This is a genomic window from Rhodopseudomonas pentothenatexigens (assembly GCF_900218015.1).
Taxonomy (GTDB): Bacteria; Pseudomonadota; Alphaproteobacteria; order Rhizobiales; family Xanthobacteraceae; genus Rhodopseudomonas; species Rhodopseudomonas pentothenatexigens.
This window is the reverse complement of the sequence record NZ_UFQQ01000008.1, coordinates 185,303-202,571: the sequence shown is the minus strand read 5'-3', so window position 1 is coordinate 202,571 and position 17,269 is coordinate 185,303. Positions and strand designations below refer to the sequence as shown.

Annotated in this window: 13 protein-coding genes; 5 read left to right on the top strand and 8 right to left on the bottom strand. The window is 66.0% G+C overall.

Annotated features, from left to right (window positions below; all coding sequences use genetic code 11):
- Positions 1-10: 10 nt before the first annotated feature.
- The gene (locus tag DWA33_RS09740; protein ID WP_167443166.1) at positions 11-883 is read right to left on the bottom strand and encodes a branched-chain amino acid aminotransferase; all 873 of its coding nucleotides are present in this window, start codon (positions 881-883) and stop codon (positions 11-13) included.
- A gap of 11 nt (positions 884-894) precedes the next feature.
- Positions 895-2,712, bottom strand: coding sequence for a long-chain-acyl-CoA synthetase (locus DWA33_RS09735; protein WP_114357875.1), 1,818 nt, complete (start codon positions 2,710-2,712; stop codon positions 895-897).
- Positions 2,713-2,978: 266 nt separating this feature from the next.
- On the opposite strand from DWA33_RS09735, the gene DWA33_RS09730 reads away from it, so the two are divergent.
- Positions 2,979-4,283: an O-acetylhomoserine aminocarboxypropyltransferase/cysteine synthase family protein gene (locus tag DWA33_RS09730; RefSeq protein WP_114357874.1), complete on the top strand. Its 1,305-nt coding sequence runs from the start codon at positions 2,979-2,981 to the stop codon at positions 4,281-4,283.
- A gap of 9 nt (positions 4,284-4,292) precedes the next feature.
- On the top strand, positions 4,293-5,294 hold the full coding sequence (metA, locus tag DWA33_RS09725; RefSeq protein WP_114357873.1) for a homoserine O-succinyltransferase MetA: 1,002 nt from the start codon (positions 4,293-4,295) through the stop codon (positions 5,292-5,294).
- A 78-nt stretch (positions 5,295-5,372) separates the two neighbouring features.
- Here the strand turns inward: metA and DWA33_RS09720 are convergent, their stop codons facing one another.
- Entirely contained in the window at positions 5,373-6,731 is a 1,359-nt protein-coding gene (locus DWA33_RS09720) for a lipopolysaccharide biosynthesis protein (RefSeq protein WP_244601239.1), read from the bottom strand.
- Between the two features lie 257 nt (positions 6,732-6,988).
- Here DWA33_RS09720 and DWA33_RS09715 point away from each other — a divergent pair, with 257 nt between their 5' ends.
- On the top strand, positions 6,989-7,348 hold the full coding sequence (locus DWA33_RS09715) for a hypothetical protein (RefSeq protein WP_114357872.1): 360 nt from the start codon (positions 6,989-6,991) through the stop codon (positions 7,346-7,348).
- A gap of 19 nt (positions 7,349-7,367) precedes the next feature.
- Here DWA33_RS09715 and DWA33_RS09710 read toward each other — a convergent pair whose 3' ends face one another.
- Positions 7,368-8,897: a glucosamine inositolphosphorylceramide transferase family protein gene (locus DWA33_RS09710; protein ID WP_114357871.1), complete on the bottom strand. Its 1,530-nt coding sequence runs from the start codon at positions 8,895-8,897 to the stop codon at positions 7,368-7,370.
- Positions 8,898-8,923: 26 nt separating this feature from the next.
- Positions 8,924-10,030 (bottom strand): glycosyltransferase family 4 protein, encoded by a 1,107-nt coding sequence (locus tag DWA33_RS09705; RefSeq protein WP_244601241.1) that lies wholly within the window; start codon positions 10,028-10,030, stop codon positions 8,924-8,926.
- 400 nt (positions 10,031-10,430) lie between these two features.
- Between DWA33_RS09705 and DWA33_RS09700 the strand changes: the two genes are divergently transcribed.
- Both DWA33_RS09700 and DWA33_RS09695 read left to right on the top strand, forming a co-directional pair.
- Positions 10,431-12,584 (top strand): GumC family protein, encoded by a 2,154-nt coding sequence (locus DWA33_RS09700; protein WP_114357870.1) that lies wholly within the window; start codon positions 10,431-10,433, stop codon positions 12,582-12,584.
- Positions 12,581-13,735, top strand: coding sequence for a glycoside hydrolase family 5 protein (locus DWA33_RS09695; protein ID WP_244601238.1), 1,155 nt, complete (start codon positions 12,581-12,583; stop codon positions 13,733-13,735). Before DWA33_RS09700 ends, DWA33_RS09695 begins: the two co-directional genes overlap by 4 nt.
- A 15-nt stretch (positions 13,736-13,750) precedes the next feature.
- Here DWA33_RS09695 and DWA33_RS09690 read toward each other — a convergent pair whose 3' ends face one another.
- The 3 genes from DWA33_RS09690 to DWA33_RS09680 all read right to left on the bottom strand — a co-directional run bounded on the left by DWA33_RS09690 (position 13,751) and on the right by DWA33_RS09680 (position 17,174).
- Positions 13,751-14,668 (bottom strand): WecB/TagA/CpsF family glycosyltransferase, encoded by a 918-nt coding sequence (locus tag DWA33_RS09690; protein WP_114357869.1) that lies wholly within the window; start codon positions 14,666-14,668, stop codon positions 13,751-13,753.
- Between the two features lie 225 nt (positions 14,669-14,893).
- On the bottom strand, positions 14,894-15,877 hold the full coding sequence (gene galE, locus DWA33_RS09685) for a UDP-glucose 4-epimerase GalE (RefSeq protein WP_114357868.1): 984 nt from the start codon (positions 15,875-15,877) through the stop codon (positions 14,894-14,896).
- Positions 15,878-15,914: 37 nt separating this feature from the next.
- Entirely contained in the window at positions 15,915-17,174 is a 1,260-nt protein-coding gene (locus DWA33_RS09680; RefSeq protein WP_114357867.1) for an O-antigen ligase family protein, read from the bottom strand.
- Positions 17,175-17,269: the final 95 nt, after the last annotated feature.

The window sequence follows — 17,269 nt, the reverse complement described above, 5'->3', positions numbered from 1 at the left end:
ACGCGCCCGCTCAACTGTGCGCAAATTCCCAATACAGCTCTCGGGCCCTGGAGTAGAACGGGCCAGGCTGCAGCGCGCGGTCGTCGATCCGGGTGATCGGCTGCACCTTGGCGAAGTTGCCGCTGGCGAAGATCTCGTCGGCCGTTTCGAAGTCGCGGTAGGTCAGCGAAGTCTCGATCACCGTGACGCCGTCGCCGCGCAGCAGCGCGATCACCCTCTGCCGGGTGACGCCGCTCAGAAACGTCCCGTTCGGCGCCGGCGTATAGACCACGCCGTGCTTGGCCATGAAGATGTTGGCATTGCCGAGCTCGGCGACGTGGCCGAGCATGTCGCGCAACAGGCAGTTGTCGAAGCCTCGGCTCTTGGCCTCCATCATCGCGCGGGAATTGTTCGGATACAGGCAGCCCGCCTTGGCTTCCACCGGGGCGGATTCCGCGGTCGGGCGTCGGAACGGCGACAGCGTGATCGACAGGCCCGTCGGCTTCGGCATCGGCGCTTCGTAGATGCATAGGCACCAATGGGTGGTGTCCGGATCGAACAGCACGCCGCCGCCGATCCCGTTCTGCGCCCAATACATCGGCCGGATGTAGAGCTCCGCGTCGGCGGCGAACCGCTTCAGGCCGTCCTGCACCAGGCCGTGCCAAGTCGCCCCGTCCACCAGCGCCTTCAGCTTGAAGTTGGTCGCCGACCAGTTGATCCGCGCCAGATGCCGGTCCAGATCCGGCGTCACGCCCTCGAACGCGCGGGCACCGTCGAACACCATCGAGCCGAGCCAGGCGGCGTGGGTGCGCGGCCCCATGATCGGCACGTTGCCGTCGTGCCAAGCGCCTTCGAAGAAGGTCCAGGTTCGCGAGTAGTGGATCGGTGCGGCAGTGGCCATCATCGTCAGGTCCATCACAGTCTGAATGCGCCGCGGGCGATGCGGCCGAACATGTCGTCGTCGAGCACCACGTAGCGTCCCGCAGCGGAATCGGCGACATAGAGCGGGTCGCTGACGATCCGCGGGTCGAAGCCGTCGCCGATCAGCGTCTGCTTGGCCTGCTTGAAGGTGCCGGTGAGATCGAGCGCCGGCCGCAGCCGCAGGAACAGCGGCCGCGCATAGGTCGGCAGCCGCTCGGCGAGATGGCGATACAGTGCGGCGAGATCGAATCCGTCGCCCGTCACCAGCGCCGCCATCCCGGCACGGCCGTCGTGGTGTGGAACGCTGACGCCATGGACGCAGGCGTCGATCACGCCGGGGCAGGCAGTGAGCGCGTCGGCGACCTCGCTCGCCGCGACGTTCTCGCCCTTCCAGCGAAAGGTGTCGCCGATCCGGTCGACGAAGCGGAAGAAGCCCTTGGCGTCCTGCAGCATCAGGTCGCCGGTGCGGAACCAAGCGTCGCCCGGCGCGAACACGTCGCGCAGGATCTTACGCTCGCTGTCGCGGTCATTGGTGTAGCCTTCGAATCGGCCGCCGCCACGCTCGGCTTCGCCGATCCGGCCGATCGCTTCGCCGGCCTCGCCGCGTGCGCAGCGGATGCAGCGGCCCTGGTCGTCGCGGACCGGCAGCCCGGTATCGAAATCGAACCTCACCAGCGCGGCCGGGAAGCGGTGCGCCAGAAACGACGGCAGGCGTCCGATGGCGCCGGGCTCGCCCTCGACGTTGTAGAGCGAGAAATTGCCTTCGGTGGAGGCGTAGAATTCGAGGATGCGCGGGATCGCGAACCGGGCCTGAAACACTTCCCAGACGTCGCCGCGCAGGCCGTTGCCGCAGGCGAGCCGGAGACGATGCCGCGTTTCGTTCGGTACGCTCGGCGCCTGCACCAGATAGCGGCACAGCTCGCCGATATATTGAAACAGCGTGCAGTCGAACCGAACGATATCGTCCCAGAATCGTCGCGCGGAAAATTTCTCGGCGATCACCACCGAACCGCCGGCCATCAGCAGGCTGCCGGTCGCGACCACGCCGCCGACGCTGTGATAGATCGGCAGGCTATCGTAAATGCGGTCTTCCGGCGTCGCTCCGGTGAGGCCGGCGAACCAACCGGCCCAGCTCATCACCCGGCGATGACTGACCCGCGCAGCCTTCGGCAGGCCGGTGGTGCCCGAGGTGTAGATCAGCAGCGCAGTATCATCGATCGTGACGGTGGGACGTTCGTCGGCCGTCATCGGACTATCCGTGATCGCCGCCAGCGCGGCGGAGAGGCTGAAATCGGTGGCATCGTCGCCGTGCCGCCACAGCCGTGGCGCAGATGCCAAATGCGGTTTCGCGCTGTCGTAAGCGCCGCCCAGCTCATTCGCCACGATGATGTGGCCGGGCGCGGCGACATCGACGCAATGCGCCAGCGAGGCGCCGGTGAGCTGGGCGTTGAGCAGCGCCACCACGCCGCCGACCTTGGTGATGCCGAGCCAGATCGCCAGATAGTCGGCGCGGTTCGGCATCAGCAGTGCGACGGTGACGCCCTTGCCGATGCCGTGGGCGAGTGCCCAGCGGGCGTAGCGATCGATTTGCCGCGCCAGTTCGAAATAGTTGTATTGCTCTTGATCGGAAAGCAGCGCGGGCGCCTCCGGCGTGCGTGACGCCCAATCGGCGACGGCGTCACACAGAAGGCGCGTGGGCTCACGCTCGATCCGCGCGGTGATCTCGATCGCGCTCAGCCAGCTCTTGGCGGCCGACGGGCGCGCGGTCGCGACGTCAGGAGAGCGGATAGCAGTGGCTGCATGCGCAGTCATCGGCGCCGGTTCCGAAAGTTCGAGACGAGTTTGAGCGCAATTGTAGGCGAATGCGGTTGGGGATTCGTTGCAAATGCCTCGACGAAGCGAGCTTAAGGTAAACAAATCCAGATTGATTCAAATTGTACTCAAATCGGTGAGGGAAATTAGGGTTAGTTTGTCGTCATCTTTGAAATGTGTTGTCGGCTAATGCGGCGCGTTCTAGCAAAGACCAGACGCGGAGCTCTGTGTGTCGAGGTGCAGCCGCGGCGAAGGGAGGACAGCTCATGCGTAAAGAGACGCTTGCCATCCACGCCGGCTACGAGCCCGATCCGACAACCCATGCGGTTGCGGTGCCGATCTATCAGACTGCGTCCTACGCATTCGACAGCGCCGATCACGGCGCGGCTCTGTTCAATCTGGAGACCGAAGGCTATCGATACTCGCGGATCGCAAATCCGACCACCAGTGTGCTGGAAAAGCGCCTCGCCGAGCTGGAAGGCGGCGTCGGCGCCCTGGCTGTGGCGAGCGGCCAGGCGGCGCTGCATTTCGCCTTCGTCAATCTCGCCGATCACGGCGGCAACATCGTCACGGTGCCGCAGCTCTACGGCACCACCCACACCCTGCTGTCGCACATCCTGCCGCGGCAGGGCATCACCGGCCGCTTCGCTGCCAGCGACAAGCCCGACGACATCGCCAGGCTGATCGACGACGACACCCGCGCGGTGTTCTGCGAGACCATCGGCAATCCCGCCGGCAACGTCTGCGACATTGAGGCGATCGCTGACGTGGCGCATCGTGCCGGCGTGCCGCTGATCGTCGACAACACCGTGGCGACGCCGATCCTGCTCAAACCGATCGACTACGGCGCGGACGTCGTAGTGCATTCGCTCACCAAGTTTCTCGGCGGCCACGGCACCACGCTCGGCGGTGCCATCGTCGACAGCGGCCGGTTTGATTGGGCCAGGCAGCCCGAGCGGTTTCCGGCATTCAATCAGCCGGACCACTCCTATCACGGCATGATCTATGCCGAGCGATTCGGTCCGACCGCTTACGTCGAGCGCGCGCGCTCGATCTATCAGCGCACCATGGGGTCGGTGTTGTCGCCGTTCAACGCCTTCCTGCTGCTGCAGGGGATCGAGACGGTGGCGCTGCGGATGGAGCGCCACGTCGAGAATGCTCGCAAGGTCGCCGAATTCCTGCGCGACGATCCGCGCGTCGGCTGGGTCAACTACACCGGATTTCCGGACAGCCCGTACTATCCGCTCGTCCAGAAGTATCTCGATGGCCGTGCGTCGTCGCTGTTCACCTTCGGCATCAAGGGCGGAATGGAATCCGGCAAGGCGTTTTACGATTCACTCAAGCTGATCACCCGGCTGGTGAATATCGGCGACGCCAAATCGCTCGCCTGCCATCCGGCCTCGACCACGCATCGCCAGATGTCGGCCGAGCAGCAGCGCCAGGCGGGGGTACTGCCGGAGACGATCCGGCTGTCGATCGGCATCGAGCACATCTCAGATATCATCGAGGATCTCGATCAGGCGTTGGCGCGGGCCTGCGGGGCGCAGCCGCGGCTTGCCGCGGCCGAGTAAGCGACGCGCATGACCCTGCTGTTCGACAGTGCCGATCCGATCGTCAGCCCGGCCCTGGTTCCGGATGGCGCCGGCGACGGGCGCGGCAGGCGAGGATATTGCGATCGCCGCAAGCCGATCGAGATCGGGTTGGTCAACAACATGGGCGACGCGGCGCTGCGCGCGACCGAGCGGCAATTCGCAAGGTTGCTGCGCGACGGCGCCGGCACCCGGCGGGTCCGGCTGCATTGCTTTGCGCTGCGCTCGGTGCCGCGCTCGGCGACTGCGCGCCACCGCATCGACAGTCTGTATTCCGACATCGCCGATCTCGGCCGCGTGCGGCTCGACGGCCTGATCGTCACCGGCGCCGAGCCGCGTACACCGGCGCTGCGGGACGAGCCGTATTGGGACGAGTTTCGCCGTCTGGTGGATAGGGCCGAAGCGAGCACCCGCTCGACGATCTGGTCGTGCCTTGCGGCTCATGCCGCGGTGCTGCACCTCGACGGCATCGAACGGCGCCGGCTGCCGCAGAAGTGCTCCGGCGTCTACACCTCCGAGGGCTTGCGCGACGATGCGCTGCTGACCGATTTGCCGGCGACCGTTGCGGTGTCGCATTCCCGGCTGAACGATCTCGACGGGGACCAGTTGACCGCCGCCGGTTACGACGTGCTGATGCAGGCTGCGGGAGCCGGTGTCGACGTGTTCGCGCGGTGTGATCGCAGCCGCATGGTGTTCTTCCAGGGTCATCCGGAATACGACGCGACGACGCTGCAGCGCGAATTCCTGCGGGATCTCGGCCGCTATCTTGCCGGCGAACGCGACGATTGTCCGGCACCACCGGAAAACTATTTCTGCGCCCGGACTGAAATGCGGCTCGCCGCGTTTTGCGATCGTGCGCGGGCGGATCGGCGGACGGAGCTGATTGCGGAGCTGCCGCCGCTGGAGCCGCGGCCGGGGCTCGCCGCTGCACTGGACGCGTCCGCTGCGGCGCTGTTCCGGAACTGGCTGTCGCTGCTCGCGACCGCAGCCTGATCTCAGTCTCGATCGACATCGAGGAATCGCAATCCGGAGGCGATGTCGCCGGACGGGCGAGGCTACGGTCAGCGTAGTCTATTCTGCCGGCTGGGACAGTCGGCGCAGTCGCCATCCGTTCAGAAGTCGCAGCACCGAGCCGTCGATCCCGGCAAGGTGTATCGACGCACTGCGCATCAGCAGCGCCAGTGCGATGAACGAGATCGCGGTCGCCGCCACCGCACCGGAGATCCCGAACAGCGGGATCAGCACGAAGAATCCGACCGCACGCATCAGCACCGTGCCTCCGATGATCGCCATATAGCGACCTTCGTGTCCGGTCAGCATCAGGATCGAGCCGCACGGACCCGCCGCGGCGACCGCTGCGGTGCCTGCAGTCAGGATCGCCAGCGCGCCGTAATAGGGCACATAATCGGCATTGAAGAGATATAGAATCCAGTGGCCGCCGCCGAGCACCACCATCAGGCCGCCGGCGACGATCGCCAGCGTCACCAGCGCCACCGAGTCGAGCAGCCCGTCGAGTTCGCGGTGCTGCCGGCTGTAATACAGATGCGGAAAATGCCGGGTCGAAAAGATATACACCGCGCCGGTCGCCATCGCGAAGGCGTTGGCGATCCGGGTGGTGACGAAGTACGCGCCGGCCACGGTCGGGCTCATCAGATATCCGATGATCACGACGTCGGCGTATTGATTGGCGGCTTCCAGGCTGCTGGAAACCCACAGCTTGGCCGATCGCGCGCTCCAGGTGCGCAGTTCGAAGGCCGGGCGCGAGCGGCCGATCTGCGGGAACTGGGCGCGAACCCGTCGCCGCAGCAGTGTCATCTGCACCATCACGGTGACGCAGGAAGCCGCCGCCATCGTCAGGAAGATCGTGTAGATCTGAATGGTCGCGCCGACCGCAAGGCAGCCGAACAGGTACAGGATCGGACAGGTGGCGACCAGGAGGTAGGTCAGGCCGTCACTGACGCCGACGCCGACCGCACCGCGGGTGACGTGCGCCGACGTCAGCATCAGCGCGAAGCAGACGAGGTGCAGCGTCGCCGACAGCGCCAGCAGTGTGTCGTGCTCGGCCGACAGCCAGACGAAGAACGGCAGACCGACCAGGATGCCGCCTGCAAGACAGGCGAGCGCGGTGAAAGCCATCGCGCCCTTCAGCTTCGCCTCGTCGCCGGCGTTGCTGTATTCACTCCACGACCGCATGATGAAGATCTGCTGGCCGAAGGTCGCGACCACGCTCAGCAGGCCGGCGGCGCTGAACAGCATCGAATAGGTGCCGAAGTCGTGGCCGTTGAGGGTCCGCGCGGCCAGAGTGACCAGGCCGAGATTGACGATCGTGATCACGACGCGCAGCGCGAATGCGCCGGTCATGGCGCGGATCCCTGCGTTGTTGCGCAGGTCGATCAGTCTGTCGAGCGTGGCACTGAATTTCAAAGTCATCAACCTCGCCCGACCGATGGGCTTGCGGATTTTCGAGAAGGAGCGCGATCTGGGAACCACCGGTCGGCGACCGGGTTCACCACGTCGACATTCCCGCCGCTACCATCCTGGCGCACTGTGGCAACTTATCGTATTTGAACGATCAGCGAGCGACTGCCGTTCGATATTCGTCAAGGACGGTAAAGATGCTCGCGGACCCGACCGAAGCGGGGGCGCTTTGGCATTAACCATCAGCTCACCAGCGCGGATATCGGATCGTGAACACTCGTATCGTCGAACTTGAAACATTGCTTCGGTTTGCTGCGTGGGGGTGCCTCGCGGTCATCGCCTTCGCGACCCTCAGCCCGATCGGACTGCGGCCGACCACGGGGCTGTCGCCCTCGATCGAACGGTTCGTGGCATTCGCTCTGGTCGGTGCATTGTTCGCTTCGGCTTATTCGCGTTACATCCTGTTCGCCGCCGCCGTCGTGATCGGCGCAGCGGTGCTGTTCGAACTGCTGCAGGTGCTGGAGCCGTCCCGGCACGGCCGGCTGTTCGACGCCAGCGTCAAGCTCGCCGGCGGCACGGCGGGTCTCGCCGTCGGATCGATCGTCGGCCGATGGCTGCGCCGAGGCTGACGTCGGCACCGGCGACCCTTCAGCGCGCTTCGACAGCGACCGGGTCGTTCGCCCGCGCGACCGTTCGCAGGCCGGCCAGCTTGGGCTGGATGATACTGCCGTCGATCAACTCCAGGCGGCCGCAGCGATTGAGCGTGTGCAGCTTGCGGCCCGGCCATCGGGGGCCTGGCTCGACGATGTGGCGCACGGTCTGGGCGAAGCTTGTCGGAGACAGATCGGTGATCTCGGCAAGCCCCAGCGCGCTGCCGTAGCCCCGCGTGCAGTCCTGCACCGGCCGCCATAGCCGCCCGCCGCGCCGAACGAAATGCCCTGCCGGACGCGCGCTGGCGCGGTCGACCAGCGCCGGCCGAAGCGCGTGCGGGCGCCACGGTCCGAACAGGTCGTCTGCGACGAAGATCGACAGCGTGTCGGAATAGCCGCCGTCGCCGTCATCGTCTCGGGTGGCGCCGAACAGATAGTACTGGCCGTCGTGTTGCGTGATGGTTGCGTCGGCCAGCTCGACGCCCGACACTAGCGTTGCGTGCCGTTGCCAGCGGTCGGGAAAGCCGACGCAGCGATAGATCGCGACGTCCTTCTGCGTGCTGCTCTCCGGGATCATCCAGATCGCGTCGCCGTGCACGATCAGGAACGGATAGGAGAGGTGCCACGGTTCTTCGAGCACCGGGATGGCTTCGCCGATGGGACCGTGGTCGCCGAACTCCACCGCCGAGATCGTCCCCTTGCCGACGTGGTGATCGAGATCTTCGAAGAACACAAAGGTTCGGCCCTTCCACGTCACCGCGAATGGATCGGCGTAGAATCGGTGACCCGGGCTCGGCAATGCCTGCCAGCCCGGTCCGGACAGATCGGCGGAACCCCAGATCCCGGCGTCCCCGGTATGGCGCCAGCCGATGCGCCAGTGCGGCGCATAGCAACACATCCGGTAGATCGCTTTGGCGAGCGACATTGTGAGGTTGCGGGCGACGAAACCCGCGGCGGAGTGCGCGTGGCCGAGATTGGCGCCGACGCGGCCGATGGTCTGCGGTCGCGGGCCGGACTCCAGAACGCCCTTCAGCAGCGTCGCGGTGCGAGCCATCGTGGCGCCGAGCGCGCCGCCGAGCCCGCTGGCATTTTCACCGGAAGGCTGACCAGACCACATCACCGCGCCACCGACCTCGTCGCGTATCTCGATCACCGGAAGATCGCCAGCGAGGATCGCTGCGAGTGCGGCGTTCTCACCGGCGTGACCGTCGAACAGCGGACGCAGGTACAGCCGGGCCGCGCAGTCGGCCTCTGGCGCTGCCGTCGTAAAATCGATCACCACGTCGGGCGCGCCGTGCGAGCCGTATGCGTCCTTCAGCAATGCCGGATCGGTGTCGCCGCCGCAACGGCGGCCGCGCCGCAGCAGCATTCGCTCCAGATCAAGCAGCGCCTCGAGTCCGGCCGGGCGTTCCGCCGCATCGTCGACCCAGGAGACCTGAATGGTGCAATTGTCGTTCGTCAAAACACCGATCGCGTGCCGTATCCACGACCGTGGGCGTTGCCTGTCGAAACGAAGCTCAACAATCATTCGTCGATCCGTCGGAGAATACGCGCCTATATCGCCTGTTCGAGAATGCGGACGTATTCATCGACCATGGCCTCGACAGAGTATCTGGTCTTCAAGCCTTCGCCACTGCGCTGAAGTCGCACCCTGAGCTCAGGGTCGTCGAGTACGGCGGCGACAGCGGCGCCGAGCGCCTCGGCGTTCGCAGCGTCGACGATCAGCGCTGCCGGTTCGCCATGATACGACAGCACCTCGCGCAGCACTGGCAGATCGTTGGCGACGACCGGAACCCCGGCATGCGCAGCTTCGACGGCCGCGAGCCCGAAAGTCTCGGCGAGCGAGGGAAACACGAAGACGTCGAGACAGGCGAGAAAGTCGGCGACCTGATCCGGCGTGATCTCGCCGATCAAGAACAGGCGGTCTGCGACGCCGAGCTGCTCGGCGAGCTTGCGCAGCCGCGCCTCGTCCGGCCCGTGGCCGGCCAGAGCCAGCCGCCAGGTGGGATGCGCCGGCAGGACGCGGATAGCGGCATCGAGCTGCTTCAGCGGATGCAGCCGTGCGGCGGTGCCGAGTACGATTTCGTCGACGGGCAGCCCGAACCGGCGGCGGGCCTCGGTCTTGGACAGCGTCGAATGCTTCTGGTCGAAGCCGTGTGGAACATGAGTGAGGTGTTTGCGGTAGGATTCCGGATAGCGCGAATAGTCGCGCATCATCTCGTCGGAATTCACCGTGATGGTGTGGAAGATGCCGAGCCGGCCCATCATCAGGTCGAGTTTCTGCAGCCAGCCCGGCATCGTCAGCCGCGCCGAAACCTGATTCGCGATCACCGGCGCCGGGCTCACCAGCCGCGCGATCGCACCGCCGATGGCGTTGCCGTAATGCTGAAATGTCAGGATCGCATCCGGACGCGTGGCGCGGATACGGCGGCCGAGCGACACCAGGAAGCGCAGAAACGACATCGGATCGCCCGGTCGACGCGGTGCGCAATAGGTCGTATTCGCCGGCTCGTCGAAGCCACGCGACTGCCGGAAGAAGAACAGGTTGTGGACCTCGTAGCCGCGTGCGGCCAGTCCGGCGCCGACGAGACGCGAAATCTCCTGAGCGCCGGCGTTCTCGGCTTGGGTCTGGATCAGCAGAACGCGGCGGCGCGTCGGAATCGCCGAGGATCTCGTGGCCGCCGCACGCGCGTGCGCGCGGGGAGCGCGTGCGTCGGCCGTCAATGCGGGCTCGGCCAGGGTGATTTGATCGTTCACGTGCCTCGTCTCCTCGCCTCGTGCGCGTGCCTCCCGCCTCAGCCGTGGCAGGTCCGGTGGTTAACGAAAGGTGCACGTTCCGGCTGTGTAGTTGTACACGCCCGCGGCTGCGCTTGGACAATTTCGTTGTGGTGCGGTTAATTGGTGCAGAACGCACGGAGCAAGTCGATCGGACCGAATTGGCGGCCGGGTTCCTTAACCATCTGGTCATCAACGATGTGGCCGCTCCCAAGTAACCACGGATTAACCGTAGATATTTACTTTGCTGGAGTGGAAAGACGGGCGGTTCGTGTGGAGTGTGCGTATGTCGGGTAGCCAACCAGGCGGAGACAAGGCGGTCCCTGCCACGCGTCCGACGGCGGACATCTGGGAGAACCCGGACCAGCTTCCGACCGGCCGCAGCGGTCTGATCAAGGCCAGGCTGTCGCCCGCTGTCGTGTCCAAATTTCTCCGCGGCAATCTCAAGCGGATTGCCATTCTGGCCGGCGCGTTGTTCGTGCTCGGCATGGTCGTCCTGTGGCTGCTGCCGGTGCGCTATGCGGCGACCGCCCTGGTGATCGTCGATCCGCGCGAGCAGCGTGTCACCACCGATCAGGAGGTTTTGCCGGGCATCGGCCAGGACGCCGCCGCGCTGCAGAGTCTGATCGAGATCGCCAAGTCGGACGGTTTCCTTCGGCCGCTGGTCGAGAAGCTGAAAGTCGCCGAGGATCGCGAGATCGCCGGCAACGAGACCGATCCCGCACGCGTGCTGGACCGGTTTCGCAAACATCTCGAGATTTCGCGGCGCGGCCTGACTTACGTGATCGAGATGACGTTCGTCGCCAAGGACCCGCAGCGCGCGGCGTACTACGCCAATGCGGTGGCGGAGGCGTTCGTCGCCAACCAGACCAGCGGTCGCACCATCGCGGCCGACGAGGCGGCGGCCTGGCTGAACAACCGGCTGAAAACGCTGAACGAGAAGCTGCGGGCGTCGGAAGACGCGGTGGCGGCGTTCAAGACGCAGTATCGTATCGTGGATGCCGGCCGCGAAAGTACGACCCGCCAGCTTCGCGTCACCGAATTGACCCAGCAGGTCTCTGCGGCGCGGCTGCGCACCGAAGAAGCCAAGAACCGCTACGAGCAGGCACAACGCGATCTGAAGTCCGACGTCGACGGATCGACCGGCTCGAAGTCGGATCTCGTCAGCGTGCTGCGGACCCAGCGGACCCAACTCAACGACCAGATCGCGCAGAAGCGCGCAGTGCTCGGCGATCGGCATCCGGACTTGGTGATGGCGTACAATCAGCTTGCCGAGCTCAACCGCCAGATCGAAACCGAGCGCAAGCGCAACATCGCCAGCGCAAAGTCGGATTACCAGGCGATGCTCGACCAGCAGAAGGCGCTTGAGCAGCAGTTGAAATCGCTCGAGAGCGAGATGCTCGGCGACGATCAGGCGGCCGTGAAGCTGAAGGAGCTGCAGCGCGAGGCCAACGCCAACCGAGTGATCTACGAGCAGTTCCTGGAGCGCTACAATGCCACCAACCAGCAGCGCCTGCTGCAGGCGAGTCAGACCAAGGTGGCGTCGTTCGCGACACCACCGACCCGGCCGACCCGGCCGCCTTTGCTGGTGCTGATCGCCGCCATCGCGGTGGCTTCCGTGCTCGGCGCGATCGCCATCACCGCGATCCTGTCCTCGATGTCGACCCAGCCGGCGACGGCCGACGATGTCAGTCCGCCGGACGATGCGAACGCAGCGGCGCAGGCTGAAACCGCACCGACACCCGCAGTCGCGCCTTCGCCGGCAGGCGATACAAAGCGTGGCGCGGACGACGCCGATCTTCCGATCGTGGCGCGGATTCCCGACCTCGGCGGAGTTCGCACGCTCGGCGGCAAGCTGGCGATGCTGGGCGGCGAACGGCGGCTCGATCACTACGTGGTCGGGGTGCTCGATGCGATCGGCGTCAAGCCGTCGCAGCGCGGCAAGGTCGTTCTGGTGACGTCGGTCGATCCCGGTGCGGGCAAAAGCTCGGTTGCCCGCGCGCTGAACGCGATCGCGGTCGATCGAGGTCTGCTCAGCGTGGTGATCGAGGTCGCCGGGCAGTCGCGGACATCACCGGCGGGCCGCGCCGAGCCCAATGCCGGAGCGCAGGTCCGGGTGCTGAAGACGACGATTCCGTCGGTGGTCCGACTGATTGGACCCGCGCCGGATGCATCGGCGCAGAGCGACGTCCGCAGCGAGTTCGATCTGATCCTGATCGACGCCCCCGCGCTGGCCGAACAGCCGGAGGTCGCGGCCATCACCGCGCACACCGATCTCAGCCTGCTGGTGGTCGATCGCACCGTCACCGAGCCCGGGGCCGCGCTGGAGGCGCAGGCGCTGTTGTCGCGCCGCGGCCGGGCACCGGTCGGCGTCATCGTCAACAGGGCGAACCCCCACCGGCCTCCTGCGGCGACGAGTGCCGCACGGCTGGCGAGTTGATCGGCGTCCGCCGCGTGGCCGCCGCCGGCGCGGTCGCTCGTGCCATCATCTTCATGATGACGCTCGTCTGGGCGGCACAAGCCGGTGCGCAGAGCCGTTGCAGCGGGCCGACCTCCGGCGTTCCTGAGCAGACAATCGCTGCGCTGGCACGCGGCATCAACGTTTCGAACTGGACCGAGAATGCACGCCTGCAGGGACCGCGTCCGGAACTGCTGCGCATAGTGCGGAGCGCGGGCTTCACCCACATCCGACTTCCCGTCGCCGGTGACCTGGTGATGCATGCGTTCAGTCCGCAGGTGACAGTCGAGCGACAGCTTGCCGGCGTCGATGCGGCGCTGACCGAACTGATCGGCCTCGGCTTCCACGTCTCTGTCGATCTCCACCCTGGCGAGGGTTTCGGCCGGCTGCACCGCGACGACCCGAAATCCTCGATGGCCGCAATGATCGACGCTTGGAGTGGTCTCGCAAGGGTGATCCGCAAGCATCCGGTCGAGCGGGTGTTCGCCGAGCTGTTGAACGAGCCGGATGTCGCGCCGGACCGCTGGCAGAGCGAAGTCGAACAACTCGCTGCCTTTGTGCGGGGGCAGTTGCCACAGACCACGCTGATCGTCGGGCCCACCTATTGGCAGCGCGCCGACTCGCTGCCGCAGTTCAGGCCACTCGCCGATCGCAACGTCGTCTATGCGCTGCACTTCTACGATCCGATGGTGTTCACCCATCAGGGCCATTGGGATCCGGCCAATCCGCTCAGCCGGATTCACGACCTGCCGTTCCCGCTGGTTGCGGACGATCCGGCGGTGGTGCGGTTGCGTAGCGAGCTGATCGCGCGTGGCGACACCCAGGCGCTGCAGGCGTTCGACAAGGCGATCGCACAGTCCGGTTCGGCGAGCTACGTGGCGCGCCAACTGGTCCCGGCCGTCGCCTGGCAGGAACGCTACGCGCGGCCGCTGATCATCAACGAGTTCGGCGTATTCAAACAGGCGGCGCCACGCGACAGCCGACTGCGCTGGCTGGAGTCGGTGGTGGATTCGGCCGAAGCCAATTGCTGGGGCTGGACTTATTGGGAGCTGGATCAGGGGTTCGGTCTGACCGATCCGCGCACCGGCAGGTTGGATGCCGATGTGATCGACGCGTTGATGCACCCGCGTTGAACGGGCAAGGCGACGTCAGCGCGACCGCGTCAGCAGCAGATACATCGCGTACGGGTTGGTCTTCAGATAGCGCACGCCGAGGCGGCGCGGCTCCAGCGCCATGCGCCACAGCCATTCCAATCCGACCCGCTGCATCCATTGCGGCGCGCGCGGCTTCGAACCCGACAGGAAGTCGAACAAACCGCCCGAGGTCTTGATCACGCCGATCGTGGTCAGGCGATGACGGTTGCGGACGACGAAAGCCTGCTCGCGCGGAACGCCCATCGACACCCACAGGATGTCCGGCGCCAGCGCGCCGATCTCGCGGCACACCGCGACCTCCTCGGCCTCGTCGGCGAAGTAACCGTGGCGATGCCCGACCAGACGCAATCCCGGATAACGACGCTGCACGCGCTCGACAGCAAGCCGGTTGGACGCCTCGTTGGCGCCGAGCATGTACATCGTCGCGCCGCGTCTGCATGCCTGGCGCGCGACTTCGTGGAACAGATCGGTGGTGGCGACGCGCTCGGGCAGCGACTGGCCGCAGCGGAAGCGCGAGACGAACACCAGCGGCATCCCATCGGCGTGAATCGCGTCGGCTTCCATCACCAGTTCGCGTTCGGTCTCGTCGACCGCGCAACGGTAGGTCACTTCCCCATTTGCCGAGGTCATGTAGGCGGGGTAGCGCCACAACCCGCGGCGCCGCAGTGCCTCGTCGACCATCACCCGTGCGGTCTCGGCCTGATCGCTGACCACGATCGGCAGGCCGCCGAGCAGCACGCGCGGCCACTGTCCGAACCGCTCGCGACGGCGGTCGCCGGAGACGCGGCGTTCGCCGTGCGGCAGATGCCGGTCGAACGGAATCCAAAACGCAGCCTTCCTGCGATCCGACTCGCGCCGATCGGCGCCCGTCGTCGCAGCCGGCGTGTCGCCGCTATTTTGCGCGTTGGACATTCCACTTCCTCGCGACCATCGGTCGATCGACGTTGCGGCAGAACAATCGATCAATTGAGCAATGGAAGCAACCTTTGGCGAACTTCCTCCGTGCAACAAGGTAAAGTGGTTAAGGCGCCATCGCCGCGACCGCGGAAAGGCGGCGGTAGCTGTCCAGCAAACGATCGCCGCTGTGCCGATTTGGCGCGCCGTGCCGAGCTGAGACAGTGCCGGCCAAGGTGACCGTCAGCCGAGCCGACGTTCCCAGTCGAGCGCGTGACGTACGATGGTCTTGAGATCGTCGTAACGCGGCGTCCAGCCGAGCATGGTGCGGGCACGCCGATTGGCGGCAACCAGCGCCGCCGGGTCGCCGGCGCGGCGCCCCTCGATCCGGACGTCGAAGTCGGTGCCCGACACACGCTTCACCACCTCGATCACATCGAGCACGGAGTAACCGCTCGCATAACCGATGTTGCAGGTGAGGCTGGGCTTGCCCGCGCGCAGATAGTGAAGTGCGTCGAGATGCGCCTGCGCAAGGTCGGACACGTGCACGTAGTCGCGGATACACGAGCCGTCGGAGGTCGGGTAGTCGGTGCCGTAGACGTCGAGCCCCGGCCGCTTGCCGAGCGCCGCCTGCACCGCCAGCTTGATCAGATGAGTGGCGTTCGGCGTCGATTGTCCGGTGCGGCCCTGCGGGTCGGCACCGGCGACGTTGAAGTAGCGCAGCGCCGCGTAACTGAACGGATACGCCTGCGCCACGTCTGCTAACATCCATTCGACCATCAGCTTGGAGCGGCCGTAAGGGTTGATCGGCCGGGTCGGATCGTCCTCCTCGACCGGCGTACGGTCGGGTTCGCCGTATACGGCGGCGGTCGACGAGAACACCACGTGCGGCACGCCGCGCTTGATCGCGCAGTCGAGCAGCGTACGCGCGTTGGCGGTGTTGTTGCCGTAGTAGGCGAGCGGCTTGGCGACCGATTCCGGCACCACGATGCTGGCGGCGAAGTGGATGATCGCCTCGATTGGATGCGCATCCATGATCCGGCCGACGAACTCGGCGTCGCCGACATTGCCCTCGAACAGCGGCACCTCGGCGGGCACCACGGCACGCGAGCCGGTGGAGAGATTGTCGATCACCAGCGGGCGCTCGCCGGCGCCGAGCAGGGCCAGGGTCATGTGGCTGCCGATGTAGCCGGCGCCGCCGGTGACGAGGATGTGACGTTTGTCCATGCGGCGTTCGATCGGTTCCGAGGAGCGAGCGTGGCGGTCAGCCGATGCCGGGCGCGTCGGGCTGGCGAATTCGCAGCCGTGTGCTGGCGATCGCCAGGCTCCAGGTCAAGCCCAGTAGCATGAAATAATGCCGCCAGTGGTCGGTGTCGATGATGAAGCTCTCCAGCAGCGTCACCACCATCGCGGTCACCACCACGATGGTGATCCGCTGCCACGGCGTGCGCACGAAGACGTGTCGTAGACCATAGGCCGCGGTCACGAACACCAGAGCGGGATACAATGTGCCGCTGATCCAGCCGCCGGACATGAAGGCGTTGAGAAACGAATTGTGGGTGTCTTCCGGGAAGAACCGTCGGAATTGCAGCGGACCGATTCCGGTCGGATAGTCCAAGGCCATCGCGGCGCCGAGCAGATGTCGCCCGAACCGGCCGAACCTGCCGCTGTCGTAGGGCTGCGCCAGGCTGGCGCGTTCCTTGAACAGCGCGTCGATCTGGTCGAACGACAGCAGTACCGCGATCGTCGCGCCGAGCACGCCGAGCGCGAGCGCAGCGAGAACGACGATCCGCAGCCGCCGCTGCTGCGTCGGTGCGGTGATGAACATCAGCGCCACGGTCAGCAGCGAGGCGCCGGCCAGCATGCCCCAGGCGGCGCGCGAGAACGCCAGGAAGATCGCCAGCGAGATGATGCCGAACGCGGCGCCGTTGCGCATCATGCGCCAGAACGAGCCTTCGATCGCCCGCTGCAGGCTGTAGATCGCCGGAAAGATCAGGAACGCGCCGAGCACGTTCGGATCCTTGAAAGTGCCACGGGCGCGGCCGGCGTAGGTGAGCAGGTCCTGGCCGCCCGGCAGCAGGTTGAAGTAGCCGGCGATGCCGGCCAAGGATGCGATGATGCCGCCAATCAGGTAGCCGTTGGCGATCGCTTCGGCGCGCTGCTGAGTGTCCTGGAGGCACACCATAGCGAAGAACACGGCGGTCACCGCCATATACCAGGATGTCAGGATCCAATTCAGGATGACGGGGTCGTTCATCAATTCGACCGCACCGATGCTGTAGCCCAGCTCGATTCCCAGAAGCAGGCCGATCGGCACGATCAGTGCCGGAGCCATGAGCAGGCCGCCGGTGACGGCGAACACCGCCAGCGCCAGCACGATGACGATCTCATAGGGGCTTGGCTCGATGAACACGATCGCGCCGCTGGCCCCGACCAGCCACAGCAGGCCGAGCTGCAGCGCCTTGAGGCGGGGGGCATGGCTCGATTGGATGCCGGCGGACGGCGCGAAGGCAAAGTCGGTCATCGGTTCAACCTTGCGTCGTCCGGTCTGGAAAGGTCCCGTTAACCTTTGCCGCTGGCAGCGGTCCGCCGCTTCTGGCCCAACACCCGGCGGGCGCG

What these genes read in the sequence shown, in the direction of transcription:
- metA (WP_114357873.1), top strand. Translation starts at nt 4,293, where the DNA reads ATGACCCTGCTGTTCGACAGTGCCGATCCGATCGTCAGCCCGGCCCTG.
- galE (WP_114357868.1), bottom strand. Translation starts at nt 15,877, where the DNA reads ATGGACAAACGTCACATCCTCGTCACCGGCGGCGCCGGCTACATCGGC.
- DWA33_RS09735 (WP_114357875.1), bottom strand. Translation starts at nt 2,712, where the DNA reads ATGACTGCGCATGCAGCCACTGCTATCCGCTCTCCTGACGTCGCGACC.
- DWA33_RS09690 (WP_114357869.1), bottom strand. Translation starts at nt 14,668, where the DNA reads ATGTCCAACGCGCAAAATAGCGGCGACACGCCGGCTGCGACGACGGGC.
- DWA33_RS09730 (WP_114357874.1), top strand. Translation starts at nt 2,979, where the DNA reads ATGCGTAAAGAGACGCTTGCCATCCACGCCGGCTACGAGCCCGATCCG.
- DWA33_RS09720 (WP_244601239.1), bottom strand. Translation starts at nt 6,731, where the DNA reads ATGACTTTGAAATTCAGTGCCACGCTCGACAGACTGATCGACCTGCGC.
- DWA33_RS09740 (WP_167443166.1), bottom strand. Translation starts at nt 883, where the DNA reads ATGATGGCCACTGCCGCACCGATCCACTACTCGCGAACCTGGACCTTC.
- DWA33_RS09680 (WP_114357867.1), bottom strand. Translation starts at nt 17,174, where the DNA reads ATGACCGACTTTGCCTTCGCGCCGTCCGCCGGCATCCAATCGAGCCAT.
- DWA33_RS09710 (WP_114357871.1), bottom strand. Translation starts at nt 8,897, where the DNA reads ATGATTGTTGAGCTTCGTTTCGACAGGCAACGCCCACGGTCGTGGATA.
- DWA33_RS09700 (WP_114357870.1), top strand. Translation starts at nt 10,431, where the DNA reads ATGTCGGGTAGCCAACCAGGCGGAGACAAGGCGGTCCCTGCCACGCGT.